The organism is Cupriavidus sp. U2 (assembly GCF_009663685.2).
In the GTDB taxonomy this organism is placed as follows: Bacteria; Pseudomonadota; Gammaproteobacteria; order Burkholderiales; family Burkholderiaceae; genus Cupriavidus; species Cupriavidus necator_C.
The window spans coordinates 498,289-517,556 of sequence record NZ_RCOG02000027.1 but is presented as its reverse complement, the minus strand read 5'-3'; the positions used below and the strand labels follow the sequence as shown (position 1 = coordinate 517,556).

Below are 19,268 nucleotides of genomic sequence, written 5' to 3'. Positions count from 1 at the left end.
TTGCGCTCAGAAGCGGAACATCACGCTGACCATGGGGCCCTTCAGCGTCAGCCTTTGAACCAGTTCGCCGCTGCCCAACTGGTAGGTCAGGTAGCGATAGGTCAGTTGAATGTCGCCCCACCTGGCCGCATAGGCGGCGCCCCCGGACGCTTGCACCGTGTATCTGGAAGCGCCGGTGCCGACGTCGAGGTAGTACGGCAGATACCATCTGTCGCTGTTGCCAAGACGGATTCGCCCGCGCACGCCAATGATCGCATCGACAATGTTCTCGGTCTGCGACACGCTTCCCTGCGTCGCAAGCGTGGCGCCCTGTTGCGTGAACGTGGTGGATAGCGTCCAGTTGGCACTGGCGCTCAGGTTCAGGTAACGAAGCCCGCCGAGCGGCTCGACGGTTCCCCATGGCGCGCGCACTGCCGTGTAGGCGGCGTAAAGCCCGAGCAGTCCGCCGCTGAGGCTGCTGCCCGTGTTGGTCGCCAGTTCCCGCGGGATGACAACCGAGCCGACGGTATTGAGCGTGGTCTGGTGGTTGCTGAAGTCAAGGTAGGCCGCGTCGGCGATGACCGTCCAGTCCCCCTTGCTGGCTTCGGCCTGCATCATGAAGAGGAACTTCAGGTTCGAGAGATAGCTGTCCGGACCGGTGCCCAGGTCGAGCCTGCCGCCGCCGGTGGATGAATTCCCGGAGAAGCTGAACGCCCCGCTCACATTCGGCAGCCAGAGGTACGGCGCGACCGCGAACGTCCAGCCGTTTGCTTGCGGCGATTCGGCATGTCCGGCCCCCGCGGCCATGGCCAGGCAAAGCGCAATGCCGAGCCGCATCCTGCCAAGCCTTGGAAGTAGCAGCTCGAGATCGCCCCCATCAGAGCGACTACCTTCTTGCATCGCCGTCATTGTTCGCGCCTTCGCTCTGCCGTGCGGTTGTCGATCACGCCACGTTGAGTTGCCACGCTAGCCGGTCTTGCCGGGCCGCTCAATTGGCCCAAAGGGCTAATGAAAACGAGGTCTTTGTGTTGCGCGCGCGGTCTTCCGCTGGGTCTTCGGCAATGACTTGCCAGGCGTTTCGCTGGGGCTCCCTGTCAGTTTCCGAGAGGCTTTCCGGCACGGCGCACGGGGGGCTACCACTGCTGCTGTTGCTTGCCCTTGATGTTGCCCGCCACGCCGCCAGCCACGGCGCCAATCGCCGCGCCAGTCCAGCCACTGCCGCCGGCGATGGCGGCGATGCCAGCACCGGCCGCGGCACCGAGGCCGGCGCCGGTCACGGTGCCTTGCTGCTGCGGGGTCATGTTCGTGCATCCCGCGACGCCGGCGACGATCAGGATCGCGCCAGCCAGATGGAGTCGTTTCATGGCGTCACCTCATTTGCCGGCATTCAGGCCAGGAAGAACCATTTCGAACCAGATGGTTTCAATGACCGGCCGTTGTAATCGGTCGGGATGGGCCGCGTACCAGCGATCCAGTCCCTGGCTCACCGAATCGAGCGAATGGCTTTTGAGCCCTTTGGCAAAGCGCGGAAGAATACTCTGCGCGTCGGGCGGCGGCTTGCCTTCGTGATAGGCGATATCCACCTGGACCATATTGGCGATGCCTACCAGGTAGGCCTTCTTGGTCTGCTCGGTGGAAGCTGTCCATTGCTTGCCGGTCACCAGGGGAATTTCGTCGGCCCGGGCGCCGGTCGCCAATACCAGTGTCACGAGTGCCCCAGCCGTCACTGCGAGCCGGCTTAGTCTATTCGCCATTGCGGTCTCCCTCAGTGTTGCCATTACTCCACGCAGCCATGCGCTCGTTCATATTAGTCGCTATTCCAGCGTCCGGCCGGCGGCTAAACCCGCACGCTGCCGCTCAGAACTTGTGGCGCAGCCCAAGGGCGATGCCCAGCATGGAGCTCTGCCCGTTCGCCAGGGCATAGCTGTTGCCAAGCGACAGGCTGTTGGCATAGAAGATGGCGGCGGATTCCAGACCAAGGCCGGCATTTTTGGCATAGGCAGCACTGATATAGACATCGGTGCGCTTGGAGAATGCGTAGTTGGAAATAAAGGCGATCTGCCAGGGATTGGGCTGGCTGGCATTGCCGAACTGGTTCCTGACGTCGTCGTAGTTGTACTCGAGCGTCAGGCCAACCGAGGGCGTCAGCTGATAAGTCCCGCCGATCCAGTAGAAATGGTCGCGAAAGAACTCGGCACCTACCTGATTCTTGTTCTGGCCCCAGCGATAGCCGCCCATGATCTTGGCGGCACCGAATGCATAGCTGGCGCCTGCGCCAGCCTTCTTGAACGTGCCGCTGCCCGCATTGGCCGGGTTGGCGGCGGGTGCGATGGTCGGATTGAACTGGTCATAGGTCACGACCAGACCCACCGGCCCGGCGGTATAGACCACCGACGCACCATAGGCGGTATCGCGCCGGAACTGGCCCGGTACTTCGCCGTTGCCGCCAAGAATGAACGGTGCGCCGACCGTCGGCGGTAGCGCGAGGCCGGTGCCGAACGAAAAGTGGGCCAGTGTCGTGACGGGACCGAAACTGCCGGTGTACTTGATGGTGTTGTCCTCGCGGAAATTGGCGCCGGCCAGCACCACGGCAGGCTCGTACTGCGTGGCATAGGCAGCCGGGACGAAGTTCGCCAGCGCCTCGAACATCGACGTGTACTGGCGGCCGAGCGACAACTGGCCATACTGGCTTTGCAGCCCGACGAACGCTTGCCGGCCGAACAGCCGGCCGCCTTGCTGCGAGGTGCCACTGTCGGCATTGAAGCCGCTTTCCAGCACGAAGACCGCCTTGAGGCCCATGCCCAGGGCCTCCGTGCCGCGCAGCCCCCAGCGCGACCCGGATACGCCGCCGGAATCCATCCGCACCACACTGTGCGAGGGGCCTGGGTTGAAGCCATTTGCGGACGTGGGTACCGCGCCAAGGTGATTGGCATATTCGACGTTGACGTCGACGACGCCGTAGAGCGTCACGTTCGATTGCGCGTGCGCCTGCCAGGCAAGGGCCTGCAACGCCACAAGTGCAAGAAGTCTCAGTCTCATGTCTGCCGCCTCCTCGATGTTGTTATGGTGGGTCATGGCTGCTGGCGTTGCGGGCTCACGCTTGTCGCTTGCATGGAATGCCACCGTGGCGGTTCGATCTGTCTGCTGGCGCACGCACGTGCAGCGCATCGAGGGCCGCTGCCGAGACAAGCACGAGCGACGCATGGCGCCGCAAGCGCGCCGAAGTGTGGTCAAGCTGGCGCCCGATGGCACCAGACGATATCGCGCGCCAGATGCAAAGCGAGGCCGCGCCCTGGAGACAACTGGTCCGGCGCGTCGGCGTCTATGGCGATTGACTGCGGTGAATGGCGGCGGGCGGCGGGCGAAGGCGACATCAAGGCCGTTTGCCGGCGGGCCGCAAGCCCAGCTGGATCCCCAACTGTTGTTCCAGGCGCTGAATGGCCTTGGTCAATGCGGGCTGGCTTTGTCCCACCTGTTCTGCCGCCCGTGCGATCTGACCGGCCTGCGCCACGGCCACAAGTAGTTCAGGTCCTCAAGACGCATGGCATTCCGATCGGTTATCAGGCAGGGGATGCCGATAATGAAAGGAAGGGGGCTGGATCGTCAAGGCGTCCCGGTGATCCCGCTGCGCAGGCGACGGTCGGTGGTTGCGCTGTCAGGCCCTTGTTGCTAGGGGCGCGGCCGGGCGGGCTCCATTTGCCAGCCGCCCGGGCAGTGTTTGACCTGCGGGTAATAGCCGCCGGGCTGGTCGCAGTAATACGACCAGCCGCTTTCTGACGCACGGTCGGTCCTGGCGGAATTCCGGCTGGCAGGCGGCGCCGAAGGCGTGTCGTAGCCTGGCCCGGTGTAGTCCGCCTGATAGTACGGCCCGCCGTCGTATGAATATTCCCGCCAGCCGGGCCAGGCCGTGCCTACCGCGAAGTAGACCACGTGCCCATGACTGCGGCGAAACCCGCCATGCCGAAAGCCGCCGTGACCTTGAAACCCGCCGCCATGAAAGCCGCCCCCATGAAAGCCGCCGCCTTGCATGATCCCGCCGCGCATGCCGCCGCCCCCGACGGCGCCTCGACCACCGGCCAGCGACGTGCCGCCGACGGCCATTGCTACGCCCGCCGCCAGTGCCAGGGCGACCTTGCAGTACCTGCGCCCGTTCATGATGTGTCCTCGCTTGGCTGGCTGTGCCCGACGCTGGCGGGGCGATCCGCCGCACCCGGCCGGCGGATGGCGCGCCACGGCCTTCCAAACCTGGGAGCGATCGGGTTTGTTCCATCATATGTCGCGGACGGGACGCTGCAGCGCAACAAGGCCTTGAATGCCTCGAGATTCCGGAACGATGTCCCGGGGCATCAAACGACGGTCCCAAAATGTCAAATGCTCGGCTGAAATTTCGCCAATACTGGGACGGATTCCCGCGTGGAATGCCGCCATTCCGGGAATGGCGGCGTCTCCCGGCCCGGGCATCGCCACACAACGAGAATCGAGGAGAAAAAATGGACCGTATCCACTGCCTTGCGGCTGCCCTGGCCTTGTCGATCAGCATCGCGAGCGGCGTCGCGAACGCGCAGGCCTCGCAACCTGCGGCACCGGCGGCGCCGCCCGCCACCACCGATGTCAACGAAGTCCCGCAGCCTCCGCAAGGCATGACGCCGGCCGAGCGCAAGAAGTGGTTCATGGAACGGTTCAAGGCGGCCGACACCGATCACGACGGCAAGCTGACCCGTGAAGAAGCACGCGCTGGCATGCCCGAGGTTTACAAGCGATTCGACAAGATCGATACCCGGAAGCACGGCTACGTGACCGAGCGGCAAGTGGGGGCCGCCTGGTCAAAGATGATCCAGGACGATATGCAGAAGAAGAATCCGATCATCAACTGAAGGCGAGATCCCGGCTTTTTGCCGGTCAGGGCCCCGCGACAAGGCGCGGGGTTTTGTATCACTACGTATCGAGCCAGACGACTGACACACGCTGATACGAGGACGGGGTCCGGTGAAACATCCGTGGTACGTCCTCGCCGCCTAATGGAATCCCGATTACCGATTTCGCGGAGCCACCATGAAGCTGATGTCTGTCGTAGCCCTGACCGCGGTCGCCGCTGTCGTGCTCACTGGCGCCACTGTCGCCACCGCACAGTCCGCCGCACCTTCCAATGCCGGCCCCACTGGCAATCCCCACGCATCGCCCATCTACGGCGTGACCCTGCCAGAGGGCTACCGCAACTGGCAGTTGGTGGCGCCTGCCCTCGAGGGCGAACCGCTGAACGAACTGCGCACCGTCGTAGGCAACAAGATCGCCATCGATGCGTACAAGCGCGGCGAGCTACCGTTCCCGGATGGCGCGGTACTGGTCAAACTGGCCTGGAAGTACACGCAATCGCCCGAGTTCAAGTCGGCCCTGGTGCCCGGACACGCCACCACCGTGCAGGTGATGGTCAAGGATTCGAAAAAGTACGCCGCGTCGGGCGGTTGGGGCTACGGGCGCTTTATCGACGGCAAGCCCGCCGACCTGGCACAGCATCAGACGTGTTTTGCGTGCCACAACGCGCTCGTGAAGAACCGCGACTACGTATTCACGCGACTTGCGCCGTGATGGCAACCTGACCGCCCGTCACCGCCCAGCGGGCGCGCACCGTTCGGGTGTTACCCGCGCCCGTTGCCGCCGAGGACCTCGCGGCGCGCCCGCAGGACGTGGATCGATTGGCGCAGGACGGCGAGCGTTCCTGCAGATTGGGCCTCGCCGCTGGCGGAGGCCAGCCGGGCTGCAACTTCCGCACGCCGCAATTCCGCCTCCCGCTCGGCGATATAGCGGTCAAGAATCACCAGATCCCGCAGTGCTTTTCCTTTTTGCATGGCTGTCAAGGGATTGAGGAATGACTCACTTCAATATATCGGTCCGACCGCCGCACATGTCGCCAAACTCGGCGCAAAATCCCCTTTATCGACTGTCCGTATAGCATGCATTTCGTACTTACGATGCATCACGACTGGACATATATTCGGGAGGCTCTTGCACGATTCGCGCCACGCAAGAGAGTCAGTTCGTATTCGGGCCGCTCCTTGAGAGCGGCTTTTTTTTGGGGGTTCGGCAAGCAATGCCGGGGAGCCGGACACCAGAGGTGGCAGACTTGCTGCGTAGTATGATTGCGCTCTCTATCCAGCATCGGCGCGTCTACGTTCATGGCTCCGTCCAAGGTGAAATCGATTCCCAGTCAACTTCACTTTCCTGTGGTGGGAATTGGCGCATCCGCGGGCGGGATCGAGGCCCTGCGGTCATTCTTCGAAGCCATTCCGGCGCGCACGGGTGCTGCATACGTCATTGTCCTGCACCTGTCGCCGGATCACGCCACGTCGCTGCCGGGCATCCTGTCCGGGGTCACTTCGATGCCGGTGCAACAGGTCAATGAAGCCACCGCCATCGAGCCCAATCACGTCTATCTGATTGCCCCGTCGATGGTGCTGACGATGGTGGATGGATACCTGCGGGTACAGGCGGCTGCGTCACATGATGACCGGCGCATGGCCATCGACCTGTTCCTGCGCTCGCTGGCGGAAGCCCACCGTGACCGGGCGGTTGGGATCGTACTGTCGGGCGCTGGTGCTGATGGCGCCGTCGGGATCACACGGGTGAAGGAACTGGGCGGCATCGTGGTGGCACAGCAACCCGATGACGCTGCATTCTCCAGCATGCCGCGCGCCGCCATCGGTACGGGTCAGGTCGATTTCGTGCTGCCCGTGGCGGACATGCCCCAGCGTCTGCTGGAGATGTGGTCCAACAAGCGCCGCATTCGCGCCACCGTGGAGGCCGAGTCGGATGCGGACGACGTCGTGGCCACGGACAACGAGCGGATTCTGCGCGAGATCATGGTCATCCTGCGTACGCGCACCGGCCATGACTTCCGCCAGTACAAGCGCGCTACGGTGCTGCGCCGCATCGAGCGCCGCATGCAGGTCAGCGGGCTGTCGGAACTGCAGGAGTATCGCGACTTCCTGCACGACCACCCCGACGAGACGCCGCACCTGCTGCAGGACATGCTGATCAGCGTGACCAACTTCTTCCGCGACAAGGACGCCTACGACCTGTTGCAGAACGATGTCGTGCCGCAGCTGCTGGAACATCGCATCGAAAACGAGCCGATTCGCGTCTGGTCTGCCGGCTGTGCCACGGGCGAGGAGGCCTACTCGCTGGCAATGCTGCTGGCGGAGGCCTCGTCGCGGAACGCGGAAGCCGTGCCGTTCCAGGTGTTTGCCACCGATATCGACGAGCGGGCCATCTCCTATGCGCGCACCGGGCTGTATCCGGAATCGATCCTGGCCGATGTGGATGCTGGCCGAGTGCGCCAGTTCCTGGTGAAGGACGCCGCGCACTACCGCGTCAAGAAGGAACTGCGCGAACACGTGCTGTTTGCCCTGCACAACGTGCTGCGCGACCCGCCGTTCTCGCGGCTGGACATGATCTGCTGCCGCAACCTGCTGATCTACCTGGATCGCGAGGCGCAGCTCGACGTCCTGCGCACGTTCCACTTTGCGCTGCGTCCCGGCGGCTATCTGTTCCTCGGGAGTTCCGAGGCGGCGGACAGCGTCAGCTCGCTGTTCTCGGTGGTGGACAAGAAGGCGCGCATCTACCGGGCCAATGTCGCGGTACGCGGCGATGCACCCGTGCCGATGTCGGCGGCCATGCAGAACATGCGCATGCCGATTGCGATCATGCAGCCGCCTGGACGGCGCAAGTTCTCGTTCGGTGACCTGCACCAGCGTCTGGTGGAGCAGCATGCTCCGCCCAGCGTGCTGGTCAGCCGCGAGTCGGACATCGTTCACCTGTCGGATCGCGCGGGGCGCTTCCTCGAATATGCAGGCGGCGAGCCGTCCCACAACGTGATCGCGGCCGTACGGCCCGAGTTGCGCCTGGAACTGCGCACGGCCATCTTCCAGGCCCTGCAGACCAACCATAGCGTGGAGGCGCGACGCGTGCAGCTGACGCGCGACGGGCGCAACTACTTCGTCAACATGATTGCGCGGCCCGTGCATGACGCCGAGGCCAATGCGGACTTTGTCCTGATCCTGTTCCATGAGGTGGAGGACAGCATGAGCGAGTCGTCCGACGCCCCGCAGAAGCGCCAGCCCGACCCGATCGTCAGCCAGCTCGAACGCGAACTGCATCGCACCAAGGAACAACTGCAGGCCACGATCGAGCAGTCGGAGACGTCCACCGAGGAACTGAAGGCGTCCAACGAGGAACTGCAGGCCATCAACGAGGAACTGCGCTCGGCCACCGAGGAACTCGAGACCAGCAAGGAAGAGCTGCAGTCGATCAACGAGGAACTCACCACGGTCAATGCCGAACTGAAGTCGAAGGTCGAGGAAACCAGCAAGATCAACGACGATCTGCAGAACCTGATCATGGCCAACGACATTGGCACGATCTTCGTCGACCGAAACATCCGTATCAAGCGTTACACGCCGCGTGCCACCGACGTGTTCAGCATCATCCCGTCCGACATTGGCCGCTCGCTGCTGGACATCACGCACCGGCTCGATTACGACAAGCTGTCCGACGATGCGGCCGAGGCCTTCGATTCGCTGCGGCTGATCGAGCGCGAGGTGCAAAGCAGCGATGGCCGCTGGTATCTGGCGCGCTTTCTGCCCTATCGCACGACCGAAGACCGCATCGACGGCGCCGTGCTGTCGTTTATCGACATCACGTCGCGCAAGGCGGCGGAGGCCCAGTTGCGCGAGGGCGAACGGCGCATGCGCATCGTGGCCGAAAGCACACGCGACTACGCGATCATCACCTTCGACGACGACGGCCGCATTACCAGCTGGAACATGGGCGCCCAACGCATTTTCGGCTACACCGAAGCGGAACTGCTGGGCGAGCCGGCCGATGTGCTTTATCTGCCGCAGGACCGCGACCGCGGTGTGCCGGCGGAGGAAAGAGCGCAGGCACGCAAGTTCGGGCGGGTGGAGGAAGACCGCTGGCACCTGCGCAAGGACGGCACGCGCTTCCGCTCCACGGGCGTGCTGTCCCGGCTGGAACAGTCCGGCGTCAGCGGCTATGCCAAGATCTGCCGCGACATGAACGAGGCGGTGCCGGCAGGCGCGCTGCGTCTTGATGGCGGGTTCCGCGCCACGCCCGTCCAGGATCATCGTGACGAGTTCCTGGCCGTGGCGTCGCACGAACTGAAGCATCCGCTGAACCTGATCAGTGCCAGCAGCGAACTGATCGCGCGTTCCGCGGAGGCGCGCCGCAATCCCATGATCGCCCGTGCCACGGAAACGATCCGGCGCACGGTGCTTGGCCAGGCACAGATCATCGACGACCTGCTGGACATGTCCCGCGTGCGCACCGGCAAGCTGTCGGTCGCGCGCACCACGATCGATTTCGCAGAGGTTGTGCGGCACGTCAGCGATGCGGTGCGCGAAGAGGCGGGCCAGCGGGGGACGACGCTCGAGGCGGCATTGCCGGACCAGCCCGTGTGGATTCATGCCGACGTGACGCGCATCGAGCAGGTGATCTGGAACCTGCTCAGCAATGCGCTGAAATTCACGGAGTCAGGCGACCGCATCAAGGTGGTGCTGGAAAGCGATGCCAGCGTTGCGCGATTGACCGTGGAAGATACCGGCATGGGCATCGATGCGCAGACGCTGCCCCATATCTTCGACATGTTCCGACAGGGCGGCGCCATGCGGGCGCGCTCGCGCGGCCTGGGCATCGGGCTGAATCTGGTCAAGGAAATCACGACACTGCACGGCGGCACCGCGGAGGCCGCATCGGCCGGCCCCGGTCAGGGCAGTACCTTCACCGTGACGCTGCCGGTCGGCACGCCGGCGATGGCCGAAGACGACGCCGGTGTGCTGCCGGCATCGTTGCTGCGCGGTATGCATGTGATGCTGGTCGACGATGATCAGCAGACCGTGGAAACCTTCCGCATGCTGCTCGAGGCCGAGGGCGCCCTGGTCGACGTGGCCAGCGATGGCGAGTCGGCGCTGGCTTCCATGCAGTTGCGCAAGCCCGACCTGCTACTGTCGGATATCGGGATGCCCGGCATGGACGGCTATCAGCTGGTCCACCGGGTACGCGGGCAGGACGCGCTGAAGGAAGTGCCCGCTATCGCGCTCAGCGGCTATGGCCGCCACAGTGACGTCGACGCGGCGCTGCAGGCGGGATTCGATGCGCATCTGCCCAAGCCGGTCATGCTGGATGACCTGCTTTCCACGCTCATGCGCCTTCGGCTTGCCTGACAGCCGGCGAACAATCCGGGCGCGGCGCATGGTCCGCCGGCCCGGGCGGCATGGCTTCGAGCACGAAGCGGCGATGCCGGCGTAATGCCTCGACGGTAGCGCGCAGCGCGGCCAGCAGTTCCAGCCCATTGCGGGTGGGCAGGCCGTCCTGCTGCATCTGGCGCAGCACGGCAATCTGGCCGCGGATAATCGTCCGGCCTTCGGCGATGTGTCGGTCTACCTGGGCCAGCGCCGCTGCAGGGTCGAAGCACCGACGCTGCCCGGTACGGGACGGATCATGCATGGAGCGGCTCGGGATTTCCCGCCGCAGGAGGCAGCGGCTGGACGTAGCCAGGACACTGGTTGCGGTCGATCCAGTCCTTGGCCCAGGCCAGCCCTTCGGCCATGGCCCGTTCGCATGTCCGGAAAACGCCAATGTCGCACGACTGCACCAGGACCGCGCCGCCTTGTGCCACGCGCCCCGATGCCTGCCAGTTGTTTTCGCCCAGAAACAGCGCGGCGCCTTCGACGGTATGCCCATAATACTGTTGCATTGCCATGGCGGTCTCCTTGCTTCCAGATACCAGGCATATCGATTGCCTGTGGAAAAATTGTAAGAAGGTCACCCCCGCGGCGATACATGGCAGCCTTGTCCGGAATGTCCAGGTTCAGGACATCCTGATATGCTTGCACTCACTATCGGTCACGCACCGCCCCATGCCCTCGATCCACGTCTACACCAATCAGGCTTCCACCCTTCGCGAGTTCGAAAAGGAATGCGTCAGCTTTGACGCCGCCGGTTATGTCGTGGATTTCGGACAGGCCTGGTGGGAATGCACCCCGACGTCAATCGCTGCGCTCGAGCGCCCGCGCATGCAGCAACTTCTGCGGCGTCTGCGCGCCGGGGATGTGGTGGCCACGCTGCGCCTGTGCAGTCTTGGCAGTTCCGTGCGCGACGTGGTCGCCACGGTGGAGCGGTTCCGGGCGCTTGGCGTGAAACTTCACTGCCTCGAAACCGGCGAAGGGATGCTGACCGACGCCGCATCCACGGCATTCCGGACACTGCAGGCAGTGGAGGGCCTGGAACGCGACACGCGCAGCGCCCGGATGAAGGCCAGCGCCGAGCAGGCCGTCGAGCGCGGCAGCCGCCTGGGCAGGCGCCCAGCGCTGGCCACCAACATGCATGATGAAATCCGGGCGGCGCTGCGCCGGGGCACGTCGGTCAGCGAACTGGCCCGCACTTTCAAGGTGTCACGGCAGACCATCATGCGGATCCGGGACGTCCACCCGGAGTGACGCGGCGCCCCCGCACCATGTACGATCGGCGTGGCGCGATGCAATTCTTGCCCGCGCGCCGCCGCTGACCGTGCGCGAACGCTGACGTGGCGATGGGCATACTCCTTGCGCCTGGCGATACCGTTCCCGAACTTTCTCGGTTGCGGAGGCCAAGCGCATGCCACAAACTGCGATGCCAGTATCGCGCCGGCGCATTGCCGGCGAACTCTGGACGGCCATCTGGCGCCATCGCGTCCGTGTCGTGGTGGCCATCGTCCTGCTGCTCCTGGCCAAGGCCGCCACGGTATCGGTTCCGCTGATCCTGAAGCTGATCGTGGACGAGGCGGCGTCCGCGCAGACGCTGGCCAACCCCGCCGGCGCCGCCAGCATGGGGCCGCTGGTGCGCCTGATCGTCACGATCCCGGTCTTCCTGGTGCTGGCCTACGCCGTCCTGCGGCTGCTCGGCAACGCGTTCAACGAACTGCGTGACGTGGTGTTCGCGCAAGTGGCGCAGAGCACCGTGGCCACCTTCACGGCCCGCGCGTTTTCGCACCTGCACGGCCTGGGTGCGCGATTCCATTCGCAGCGCGAGACCGGCGGCATCATTCGTGACATGGACAAGGGCACGGCCGCCATCGGCTTTCTGCTTGGTGTTGCCGTCTTCACCATCGTGCCCACGCTGCTGGAGATCACGGCCGTGCTGGTGATCATGGTGGCGGGCTACGGCGGGCAGTTCGCGGCGATCATTCTGGTCGTCTTCGTGCTCTATTCGGCCTGTACGGCGCTGCTGACCCGCCGCCGCGTGCGGGTGCAGCGCCGCGTCAACGCCGTGGAGGCGCAGACCAACAGCAAGGTGGTGGACAGCCTGCTGAACTACGACACCGTCAAGTACTTCGCCCGCGAATCGTTCGAGGCGCGCCGCCTTGGCCGCCTGCTGGACCGCTGGGTCGAGGCCAGCGTGGAAAACCAGCACGCGCTGTCGGCGCTGCATATCGCGCAGAGCGGGTGCATTGCCATCGGGGTGGCCAGCGTCATGCTGCTGGGCGTGCAGCGCGTGGCGCAGGGCACGCTGACGGTCGGGGACCTCGTGCTGATCAACGCGTACATCATCCAGGTGGTGTTGCCGCTGAATACGCTCGGTTTCATATTTCGCGAGTCGAACGACGCAATGACCAATGTGGAACGCCTGTTCGCGCTGCTAGACGCGAAGGGCCGCGCCGGCGAGGACGACGATGCGCCCGGCGCGCGGCCGCTGGTGGTCGGGCAGGGCGAGATTGCGTTCGAGCACGTGAATTTCAGCTACGACCCCAGCCGCCAGACCCTGTGGGACGTGAGCTTCCGCGTGGGTGCGGGACAGACCGTGGCGGTGGTGGGCGGCAGCGGCTCCGGCAAGTCGACACTGGCGCGCCTGCTGTTCCGGCTTTATCAACCGGACTCGGGTCGCGTGCTGATCGACGGGCAGGACCTGCGGCTGGTCACCCAGCGCAGCCTGCGCGAGGCGGTGGGTATCGTGCCGCAGGACACCATTCTCTTTAACGACACGATCGCCTACAACATCGCCTATGGCCTGGAGGGTGCGTCGCGGTCCGATGTGGTGGAAGCCGCGCGCGCAGCCCAGCTCGATACGTTCGTCGATCGCCTGCCGGACGGCTACGAGACCATGGTCGGCGAGCGCGGGGTGCGCCTGTCCGGCGGCGAGCGCCAGCGCGTGGCCATCGCGCGCGCCATGCTCAAGCGGCCGCCGATCGTGGTGTTCGACGAAGCCACGTCGGCGCTCGACACCCGTACCGAGCGCGCCATCCAGCTGGAACTGACGCGTGTGGCAAAGGGCCGTACCGCATTCATCATCGCGCACCGGCTGTCGACCATTACCGATGCGGACCATATCCTGGTCATGGAACATGGCCGGGTAGTGGAAGCCGGCACGCACCAGGCGCTGCTGGCGCGCGGCGGCGTCTACGCGCAGATGTGGCGGCTGCAGCAGCAGCAGCGCGAACTGGAGCGCACCGAAGAGCGGCTGGCGCTGCAGCCCATCCGGCTCGAAACGATTGTCGCCGGCGTGGTGGACGGCCTGCGCGAGCGCATCGCGTCCCGCCATATCCACCTGTTCACGGTCGTGGGCGAGGCCGAGCTGCGCGTGACCGGCGATCCGGGGTTGCTGCAGAAGGTGATATGGGAGCTTTGCGAGCGCATCGTCGAGGCGGTGGAAGCGGGTGGCCGCATCGAGCTGCGCCTGGAGCGCAGCAACGGCGACGCGGCGCTGACCCTGTCGGCCACGGCGTCGGCGCAGGGGCATCCGGTGTCGGCCGCCGAGATCCAGCGGCTGCAGGCGGAGCTGGCCGAGGCGGGCATCACGTTTAAGGCCGATACGGCCCAGCAGATGTGGCAGCTGCGCATGCCGATGCGCCCGTTGGGCGAGCCGCTGGCGACGCCCCAGTTGTCGCTGACAGACGCGCCGCCGCTTGCGCTCGGTCCGCAGACGCTGCGCGGCTGCTGCGTGCTGGTGCTGGACGACGATGCGCCCACGCGCGACGTGCTGGTCGATGCGCTTGAAGACCTGGGTGCCGAGGCGCTGGCATTCGCGCACGGGCGCGACCTGTTGCAGCACCTGTCGGAAACTGCGCCGGCCCAGTGGCCCCAGGTGCTGCTCTGCGATATCGCGCTGGACGAAGAGGATGGCTACACCGTACTGCGCGACGTGCGGCGGCTGGAATCCGAGCGCGAAGTGTCGCTGGTGCGCCGCGTCACCGCCATTGCGCTGTCCGGTCACGCGCAGCCGCAGGACCGCATCCGCGCGATGATGGCGGGCTTCCAGCTGCATCTGTCGAAGCCAGTGCAGATGGCGGAGCTGATCGCGGCGATATCGGCCCACTACCGGCATGCCGCGGCCGGACCGTCGGCCCCATCGGGCGACCCGCTTTCGGCAGGGTCTTCCGGCGTGCTGCGTGGCTCGCGCAATGAGTCGTCCTGACTGGACGGGCGTCAGCGTTGCCGGCGCGTGAGCCGCAGCGCCGCCACCACATGGTCGCCCACCACGGCCCGCTCACGCAGCACCCACTGCATCCCGTGCGCCAGTTCGCGCCACCCCGCCACGCCAAGATGCATGGCGAGGGACGGCATGGCGCGCACGGTATCGCCAATCGCCATGGTGGCTGGCAGGTGCAGCCACGCCGCCCACACGGCGTTGCGTGCCAGCAGCGCGCGGCGGGCGCGGCTGTCGCGCAACGGGCTGGGATGATGATGAACCACCAGTTCGGGGGCGTAGACCATCCGCCAGCCGTGCGCGGCGAGCTTCCAGGCGAGCACGGTTTCTTCTCCACCGATGAAAAACCGTTCGTCGTAACCGCCGGCGGCCAGGAAGGCCTCCGCGCGGAATGCCGTCGCGCCAGCCATGAAGCCCAGAATGGCGCGACCCGGCAGGTCCGCCGAGGGCAGGGGGCTGCGCGACATCAGCGTGCTGGTGGGGTCTTCCTTGCCGGAAGCACCTACCAGGATGCGCGCAGTCAACGAGGCCACGGCGGGATACGCGTCGAGCAGTGCGCAGGCCCGGGCGAGCGATCCGGGCTGCCACCAGCAGTCGTCATCGCAGAACGCCACGTACGGGGTGCCGGCCACCTGGGCCGCCCATTGCGCCCCAAGATTCCGGCCCGCCGCGCCCAGGTTGGTGTCGCTACGCAGGCAGACGACCTGCGGAAAGACATCGCGCACCATGGCCGCGGTGCCGTCGGTGGACCCATTGTCCACCACTGCGATACGGGGCCGTTCGGGCAAGCCCTGCAGATGGCGCAGCGTCCAGCACAGGGTGTCGCGGCGGTTGTAGGTCAGCACGACCACGCTGATGCCGGCGTGCCAGGGGATAGCATCCATTGTCGTTTGCGCGACCGTCAGTGTGCCGGCTCGTGCGCCGGATTACGTGCCTTCTGCCGGCACGATGTCGAGCGCCCAGTACCGCTCCGGCGCGCCAAGGTCCGCGAGCTGGCCCGCGTTGAACAGCGGCAGCTGACTCTCGTAGGCCTCCACGGCTGCCATCTTCATGTTTTGCCAGGGTGTGAGGGGAAAATGCACCGGCGCGGCGATCAGCCCGGCCTGCCACCAGCCCATCAGGCGGCATTGCACCATGCCGGGCAGCCGCCGGTAGATCGCGTCTTCATAGAACAGCCATTGCACCGGCGGCGTTGGCGTGCCGCCTTCCGCCGTATCGGCGGTCTGCATGCTCGATACCGTGGCACGCAGCAGCATGCAGGCGCGGCTGACCAGGATGTGATCGCTATGGAACAGCCCCATTGGCGCAATCACGGTGCCACCGCGCTGTATCGACGGCGAAGCGGCCAACCCGGCCATGATGTCTTCCGCGCTGTACTGCCGGCCGTATTGCCCATCGAGAAAGCCGAGCCACTCGGGTCGCGCGCCGAGCATGTTCAGGCCGCGTGCGTCCTCGCGGCGCCGTTGCGAAACGGCCTGCGTCACGCTGCCGAAGCCTGCGGCCCGATCCCAGTCCGGCACCTCGGTGCGGGCGTCGGGCACACCGGCGAGCACGGTGACGACCACGGCATCCTGCGCGGCGGCAAGCAGCGCGCCGCAACTGAAGACGGCGTCGTCCAGGTGGGGAGAGATGACGGTCAGCGGCTTGGGAATCTCAAGAAAAGGCATCGATATCTGCGGAAGTCAGCGGAGTCAGCGGAAGTCGGTCGGGTGCCAGTCGGGCGCGGGCGCCTCGTCGCGTGCCTCGCCCACGGGCGGCTGCCACAGTGTCGCGCAGGCGCGCGCGCGTTGCTGCGCCGCCCGGCGGGATACGAACGCAGCCACGGTCAATCGCAATCCCTGTGCCAGCGGCACGGCCGGCTGCCACTGCAGCAGCGTGCGGGCCAGCGTGATGTCGGGGCACCGCTGGCGCGGATCGTCCTCCGGCAGCGGCCGATGCTCGAGCGTCGAGGCCGAGCCGGTGGCGTGGAGGATCTCGGTGGCGATGTCGCGCATCGTGGTTTCGCACGGGTTGCCCAGATTGACCGGCGTGCCGGCCGCATCCGATGCCATCAGGCGGATCAGCCCTTCGACCAGATCGTCCACGTAGCAGAACGAACGCGTCTGCGACCCGTCGCCATAGAGCGTAAGCGGCTCGCCGGCCAGCGCCTGGGAGATGAAATTGGACACCACGCGGCCGTCGGCCGGATGCATGCGAGGCCCGTAGGTATTGAAAATCCGGGCGATCCGCACGTCCACGCCGTGCTGGCGGTGGTAGTCCATGAACAGCGTTTCCGCGCACCGCTTGCCTTCGTCGTAGCACGCCCGCCTTCCGACTGGATTCACGTGCCCCCAGTAGCTTTCCTGTTGCGGATGGTGGTCGGGGTCGCCGTAGACTTCGCTGGTGGAAGCCTGCAGGATGCGCGCCTTGACACGCTTGGCCAGGCCCAGCAGGTTGATGGCGCCATGCACGCTGGTCTTGGTCGTCTGCACCGGATCGCTCTGGTAATGCACGGGCGACGCCGGGCAGGCCAGGTTGTAGATCTCGTCGACCTCCACGTAGAGCGGGAACGTCACGTCGTGACGCAGCAATTCGAAATTGGGCCGTGGCAGCAGGTGAGCGATATTTTCCTTGCCGCCCGTGTAGAAGTTATCGACGCAAAGTACATCATGGCCCGCTTCGACCAGGCGGTCGCACAGGTGCGAGCCGAGGAAGCCGGCGCCGCCCGTTACCAGGATGCGCTTCTGATGAGGATCCTTCATGGTGTGTCCCCTATGCCGCCACGCGGCCGGCGCCAGCGGCGCCATGCGCCAGCCGGGCGTAGACCTGTTCCATCTGCCGCGCCACGCCCGCCCACGTGAACAGCGCCTGGGCCCGCTGCCGGCCGGCCTCGCCCATGCGTTGCATCAGGGCCGGGTCGGCGCAAAGCTGCGCAAGCCGCTCGGCAAGCGGTTCCGGTGCATTGGGCGGCACCAGAAAGCCCGTTTCGCCGTCGAGCACCGTCGAGCGGATACCGCCGACGTTGGCGCCCACCACCGGCACCCCGCAGGCCATGGCTTCCACCGGCGTGATGCCGAATGGCTCGTACCACGGCGTGGTGACGAAGACGTCCGATGCGCCATAGAACTGGCGCAACTGTTCCCGGCCCCGCCGGCCGACGAAGGTGACGCTGTCGGCCACGCCGGCCGCGTCGGCCACCTGTTGCAGGTGTCCGATCTCGGGTGTGGCCGCGACACTCGGCGATTCCGCGTTGCCGCCGACCACGTACAGCCGGGCACGTATGCCCAGCGTGTGGCGCAGATACCCGATGGCCCGAATCACGTTGTCGATGCCCTTGCGCGGCACCAGGCGGCCCAGCTGCAACACCGTGAACTCGCTGCCGTCCCACCCCAGCGCGGCGCGGGCCTGCGCGCGTTCCACCGGCGCGAACTCCTCGTCGTCGAAGCCGCACGGTACTGTTTCGATGCGTGACCGCTGCGCCCCGCACAGGGTAACGAGGTCTTCGGCATCCTGCGGGCATTCGGCGATCACGCAATCGGACTCGCGTGCCAGCGTGTCCTCGATATCGAAGCGCGCGTCAGGAAAGCCGTCCGCGCTGCCCTGGTGCAGCCGCCGTACCTTGCCCAGCGCGTGGAACGTCATGACCAGCGGGATGCCCAGCGCCTGCCGGGCGCGTAGCGCCGCCACGCCCGACATGAAGAAGTTGGCGTGCAGGATGTCGTAGCCGATGGCGTCATGGCGCATGAACTCCACCATGTAGTCGCCAAACGCCGGCATATGTGGCAGCAGCGATTCCTTAGGCACCTGGACGGCGGGCCCCGCCGGCACATGGATCACCCGTACGTTCGGCGCGAAGGCCACGACGTCCGGCAGCAGCGCCTTGTCACGCCGCGTAAAGACGTCCACCGGATAGCCGCTCTTGCCGAGCTGCCGGGCCAGGTGAGCCACATAGACGTTCTGTCCACCGCTGTCGACGCTGCCGATGCTGGCAAGCGGCGAGGCATGTTCGCTGATGAGGGCAATTCTTCGCATGGCGGACTCCGCGTTGTGGTCGTTGTTCAGACCGGCCGTCTGCAGCTTGCATGCCAATTGGTGGAAAGGAGACGTCGCCCGTACGGAGAACCGTTATAACGGTTCTCCGCGTCACGCCGTGCCGCCCGGCAAGCCGGGGGGCGGGCGCGCCGCATTTGCAGTTCGCGAGAGCCGTTTCTACTGCCGCCGTGTAGAAGCGTTGGTCCGCAGCCGGTGTACGGAAGGCGATTGCCACGGACATGGCTGCGGCGGCGGCGGGGGCACGGCTCGGCGCAAAGCTTGCATGGCAGACGCACCCATACCTGTCGGGAAACCCCATGTCAGCCCATACCGAAGCCGGCCGCCTGCCGCTGGCCGATACAGAGGCCGCGCGCCGCGCCATCGCGCTCGCGTTGCCCATGCTCGAGGCCAGTCTCGACGACAAGGGCGTCGGCGAGAGCCACTGCCTGCACATCGTCATCATGGATCCGGGCAAGCCCTACGGTGCCTGCGCGTTCGAGCAGGCGATCCTGTACGAGCACTCGCTGCCGTCGCGCGACCGCTGGGATGCCGACTATGCGTATTACGCCCGCGAGAAGGCGCGCATCACGTGGCGCACGGCCATCGACAGCGGCCAGCTGATGGATCGCGCGCCACACCTGCTTTGCACGGGCGATACGGTGCTGGCCGGCGCCATCGCGCTGGACGGCATCGTCGTGGCCGCAAGCGGTGCAAACGGATGGTATGACGAGGCATTTTCGCGCTGTATTGCCAGCCTGCTGCGTGCCGTGGTGCGAGAACGGCTGCACGGCAACATGCAGGGCTGA

General features: G+C 65.8%; 19 protein-coding genes and 2 pseudogenes. 8 read left to right on the top strand and 13 right to left on the bottom strand.

All coding sequences use genetic code 11. The annotated features are described in order from the left end of the window. Positions 1-6: 6 nt before the first annotated feature. The 6 genes from D9X30_RS21970 to D9X30_RS21945 all read right to left on the bottom strand — a co-directional run bounded on the left by D9X30_RS21970 (position 7) and on the right by D9X30_RS21945 (position 4,134). Positions 7-888: a hypothetical protein gene (locus D9X30_RS21970; protein WP_153945783.1), complete on the bottom strand. Its 882-nt coding sequence runs from the start codon at positions 886-888 to the stop codon at positions 7-9. Between the two features lie 224 nt (positions 889-1,112). Then, positions 1,113-1,343: a YMGG-like glycine zipper-containing protein gene (locus D9X30_RS21965; RefSeq protein WP_153945784.1), complete on the bottom strand. Its 231-nt coding sequence runs from the start codon at positions 1,341-1,343 to the stop codon at positions 1,113-1,115. A 9-nt stretch (positions 1,344-1,352) separates the two neighbouring features. Beyond that, on the bottom strand, positions 1,353-1,733 hold the full coding sequence (locus D9X30_RS21960; protein WP_194946441.1) for a hypothetical protein: 381 nt from the start codon (positions 1,731-1,733) through the stop codon (positions 1,353-1,355). A 103-nt stretch (positions 1,734-1,836) separates the two neighbouring features. Then, positions 1,837-3,018 carry a porin gene (locus tag D9X30_RS21955; RefSeq protein WP_153945785.1) on the bottom strand — a complete coding sequence of 394 codons (1,182 nt, stop codon included), beginning with the start codon at positions 3,016-3,018 and terminating at the stop codon, positions 1,837-1,839. Positions 3,019-3,352: 334 nt separating this feature from the next. Continuing rightward, on the bottom strand, positions 3,353-3,451 hold the full coding sequence (locus D9X30_RS21950) for a LysR family transcriptional regulator (protein ID WP_249641054.1): 99 nt from the start codon (positions 3,449-3,451) through the stop codon (positions 3,353-3,355). A gap of 197 nt (positions 3,452-3,648) precedes the next feature. Next, positions 3,649-4,134: a hypothetical protein gene (locus tag D9X30_RS21945; RefSeq protein ID WP_153945786.1), complete on the bottom strand. Its 486-nt coding sequence runs from the start codon at positions 4,132-4,134 to the stop codon at positions 3,649-3,651. A gap of 335 nt (positions 4,135-4,469) precedes the next feature. Here D9X30_RS21945 and D9X30_RS21940 point away from each other — a divergent pair, with 335 nt between their 5' ends. Continuing rightward, positions 4,470-4,853 carry an EF-hand domain-containing protein gene (locus D9X30_RS21940; RefSeq protein ID WP_153945787.1) on the top strand — a complete coding sequence of 128 codons (384 nt, stop codon included), beginning with the start codon at positions 4,470-4,472 and terminating at the stop codon, positions 4,851-4,853. A 178-nt stretch (positions 4,854-5,031) separates the two neighbouring features. Beyond that, positions 5,032-5,565 (top strand): cytochrome P460 family protein, encoded by a 534-nt coding sequence (locus tag D9X30_RS21935; protein WP_153945788.1) that lies wholly within the window; start codon positions 5,032-5,034, stop codon positions 5,563-5,565. Positions 5,566-5,615: 50 nt separating this feature from the next. Here D9X30_RS21935 and D9X30_RS21930 read toward each other — a convergent pair whose 3' ends face one another. Then, the gene (locus tag D9X30_RS21930) at positions 5,616-5,825 is read right to left on the bottom strand and encodes a hypothetical protein (RefSeq protein ID WP_153945789.1); all 210 of its coding nucleotides are present in this window, start codon (positions 5,823-5,825) and stop codon (positions 5,616-5,618) included. A gap of 327 nt (positions 5,826-6,152) precedes the next feature. On the opposite strand from D9X30_RS21930, the gene D9X30_RS21925 reads away from it, so the two are divergent. Further along, positions 6,153-10,214, top strand: a complete 4,062-nt coding sequence (locus D9X30_RS21925) for a CheR family methyltransferase (protein ID WP_153945790.1) — start codon at positions 6,153-6,155, stop codon at positions 10,212-10,214. Here the strand turns inward: D9X30_RS21925 and D9X30_RS21920 are convergent. Continuing rightward, entirely contained in the window at positions 10,192-10,497 is a 306-nt protein-coding gene (locus D9X30_RS21920; protein WP_153945791.1) for a hypothetical protein, read from the bottom strand. The genes D9X30_RS21925 and D9X30_RS21920 overlap by 23 nt on opposite strands. Then, complete coding sequence (locus D9X30_RS21915) at positions 10,490-10,753, bottom strand: DUF6566 family protein (RefSeq protein ID WP_153945792.1); 264 nt, start codon at positions 10,751-10,753, stop codon at positions 10,490-10,492. Before D9X30_RS21915 ends, D9X30_RS21920 begins: the two co-directional genes overlap by 8 nt. On the opposite strand from D9X30_RS21915, the gene D9X30_RS21910 reads away from it, so the two are divergent. The 4 genes and pseudogenes from D9X30_RS21910 to D9X30_RS29880 all read left to right on the top strand — a co-directional run bounded on the left by D9X30_RS21910 (position 10,752) and on the right by D9X30_RS29880 (position 14,439). Continuing rightward, positions 10,752-11,489: a recombinase family protein gene (locus tag D9X30_RS21910; RefSeq protein ID WP_153945793.1), complete on the top strand. Its 738-nt coding sequence runs from the start codon at positions 10,752-10,754 to the stop codon at positions 11,487-11,489. The two genes, D9X30_RS21915 and D9X30_RS21910, sit on opposite strands and share 2 nt — an antisense overlap. A 157-nt stretch (positions 11,490-11,646) precedes the next feature. After that, positions 11,647-13,179 (top strand): annotated as a pseudogene (locus tag D9X30_RS29890) (ABC transporter transmembrane domain-containing protein); the annotation flags it as partial. Between the two features lie 75 nt (positions 13,180-13,254). Beyond that, positions 13,255-13,452: pseudogene (locus D9X30_RS29885) on the top strand (hypothetical protein); the annotation flags it as partial. Further along, on the top strand, positions 13,435-14,439 hold the full coding sequence (locus D9X30_RS29880; RefSeq protein ID WP_502799668.1) for a response regulator: 1,005 nt from the start codon (positions 13,435-13,437) through the stop codon (positions 14,437-14,439). The pseudogene D9X30_RS29885 and the gene D9X30_RS29880, both read left to right, overlap by 18 nt. 11 nt (positions 14,440-14,450) lie before the next feature. Here D9X30_RS29880 and D9X30_RS21900 read toward each other — a convergent pair whose 3' ends face one another. The 4 genes from D9X30_RS21900 to D9X30_RS21885 are packed head-to-tail and all read right to left on the bottom strand — an operon-like array spanning position 14,451 to position 18,462. Next, a complete protein-coding gene (locus D9X30_RS21900) occupies positions 14,451-15,335 on the bottom strand; it encodes a glycosyltransferase family 2 protein (protein WP_153945795.1) in 885 nt (294 codons plus the stop codon). Positions 15,336-15,377: 42 nt separating this feature from the next. After that, complete coding sequence (locus tag D9X30_RS21895) at positions 15,378-16,118, bottom strand: PIG-L deacetylase family protein (RefSeq protein WP_153945796.1); 741 nt, start codon at positions 16,116-16,118, stop codon at positions 15,378-15,380. Between the two features lie 24 nt (positions 16,119-16,142). After that, positions 16,143-17,192 (bottom strand): UDP-glucuronic acid decarboxylase family protein, encoded by a 1,050-nt coding sequence (locus tag D9X30_RS21890; RefSeq protein WP_153945797.1) that lies wholly within the window; start codon positions 17,190-17,192, stop codon positions 16,143-16,145. A 10-nt stretch (positions 17,193-17,202) separates the two neighbouring features. Continuing rightward, entirely contained in the window at positions 17,203-18,462 is a 1,260-nt protein-coding gene (locus tag D9X30_RS21885) for a glycosyltransferase family 4 protein (protein ID WP_153945798.1), read from the bottom strand. A 317-nt stretch (positions 18,463-18,779) separates the two neighbouring features. Between D9X30_RS21885 and D9X30_RS21880 the strand changes: the two genes are divergently transcribed. Further along, the gene (locus tag D9X30_RS21880; protein WP_153945799.1) at positions 18,780-19,268 is read left to right on the top strand and encodes a hypothetical protein; all 489 of its coding nucleotides are present in this window, start codon (positions 18,780-18,782) and stop codon (positions 19,266-19,268) included.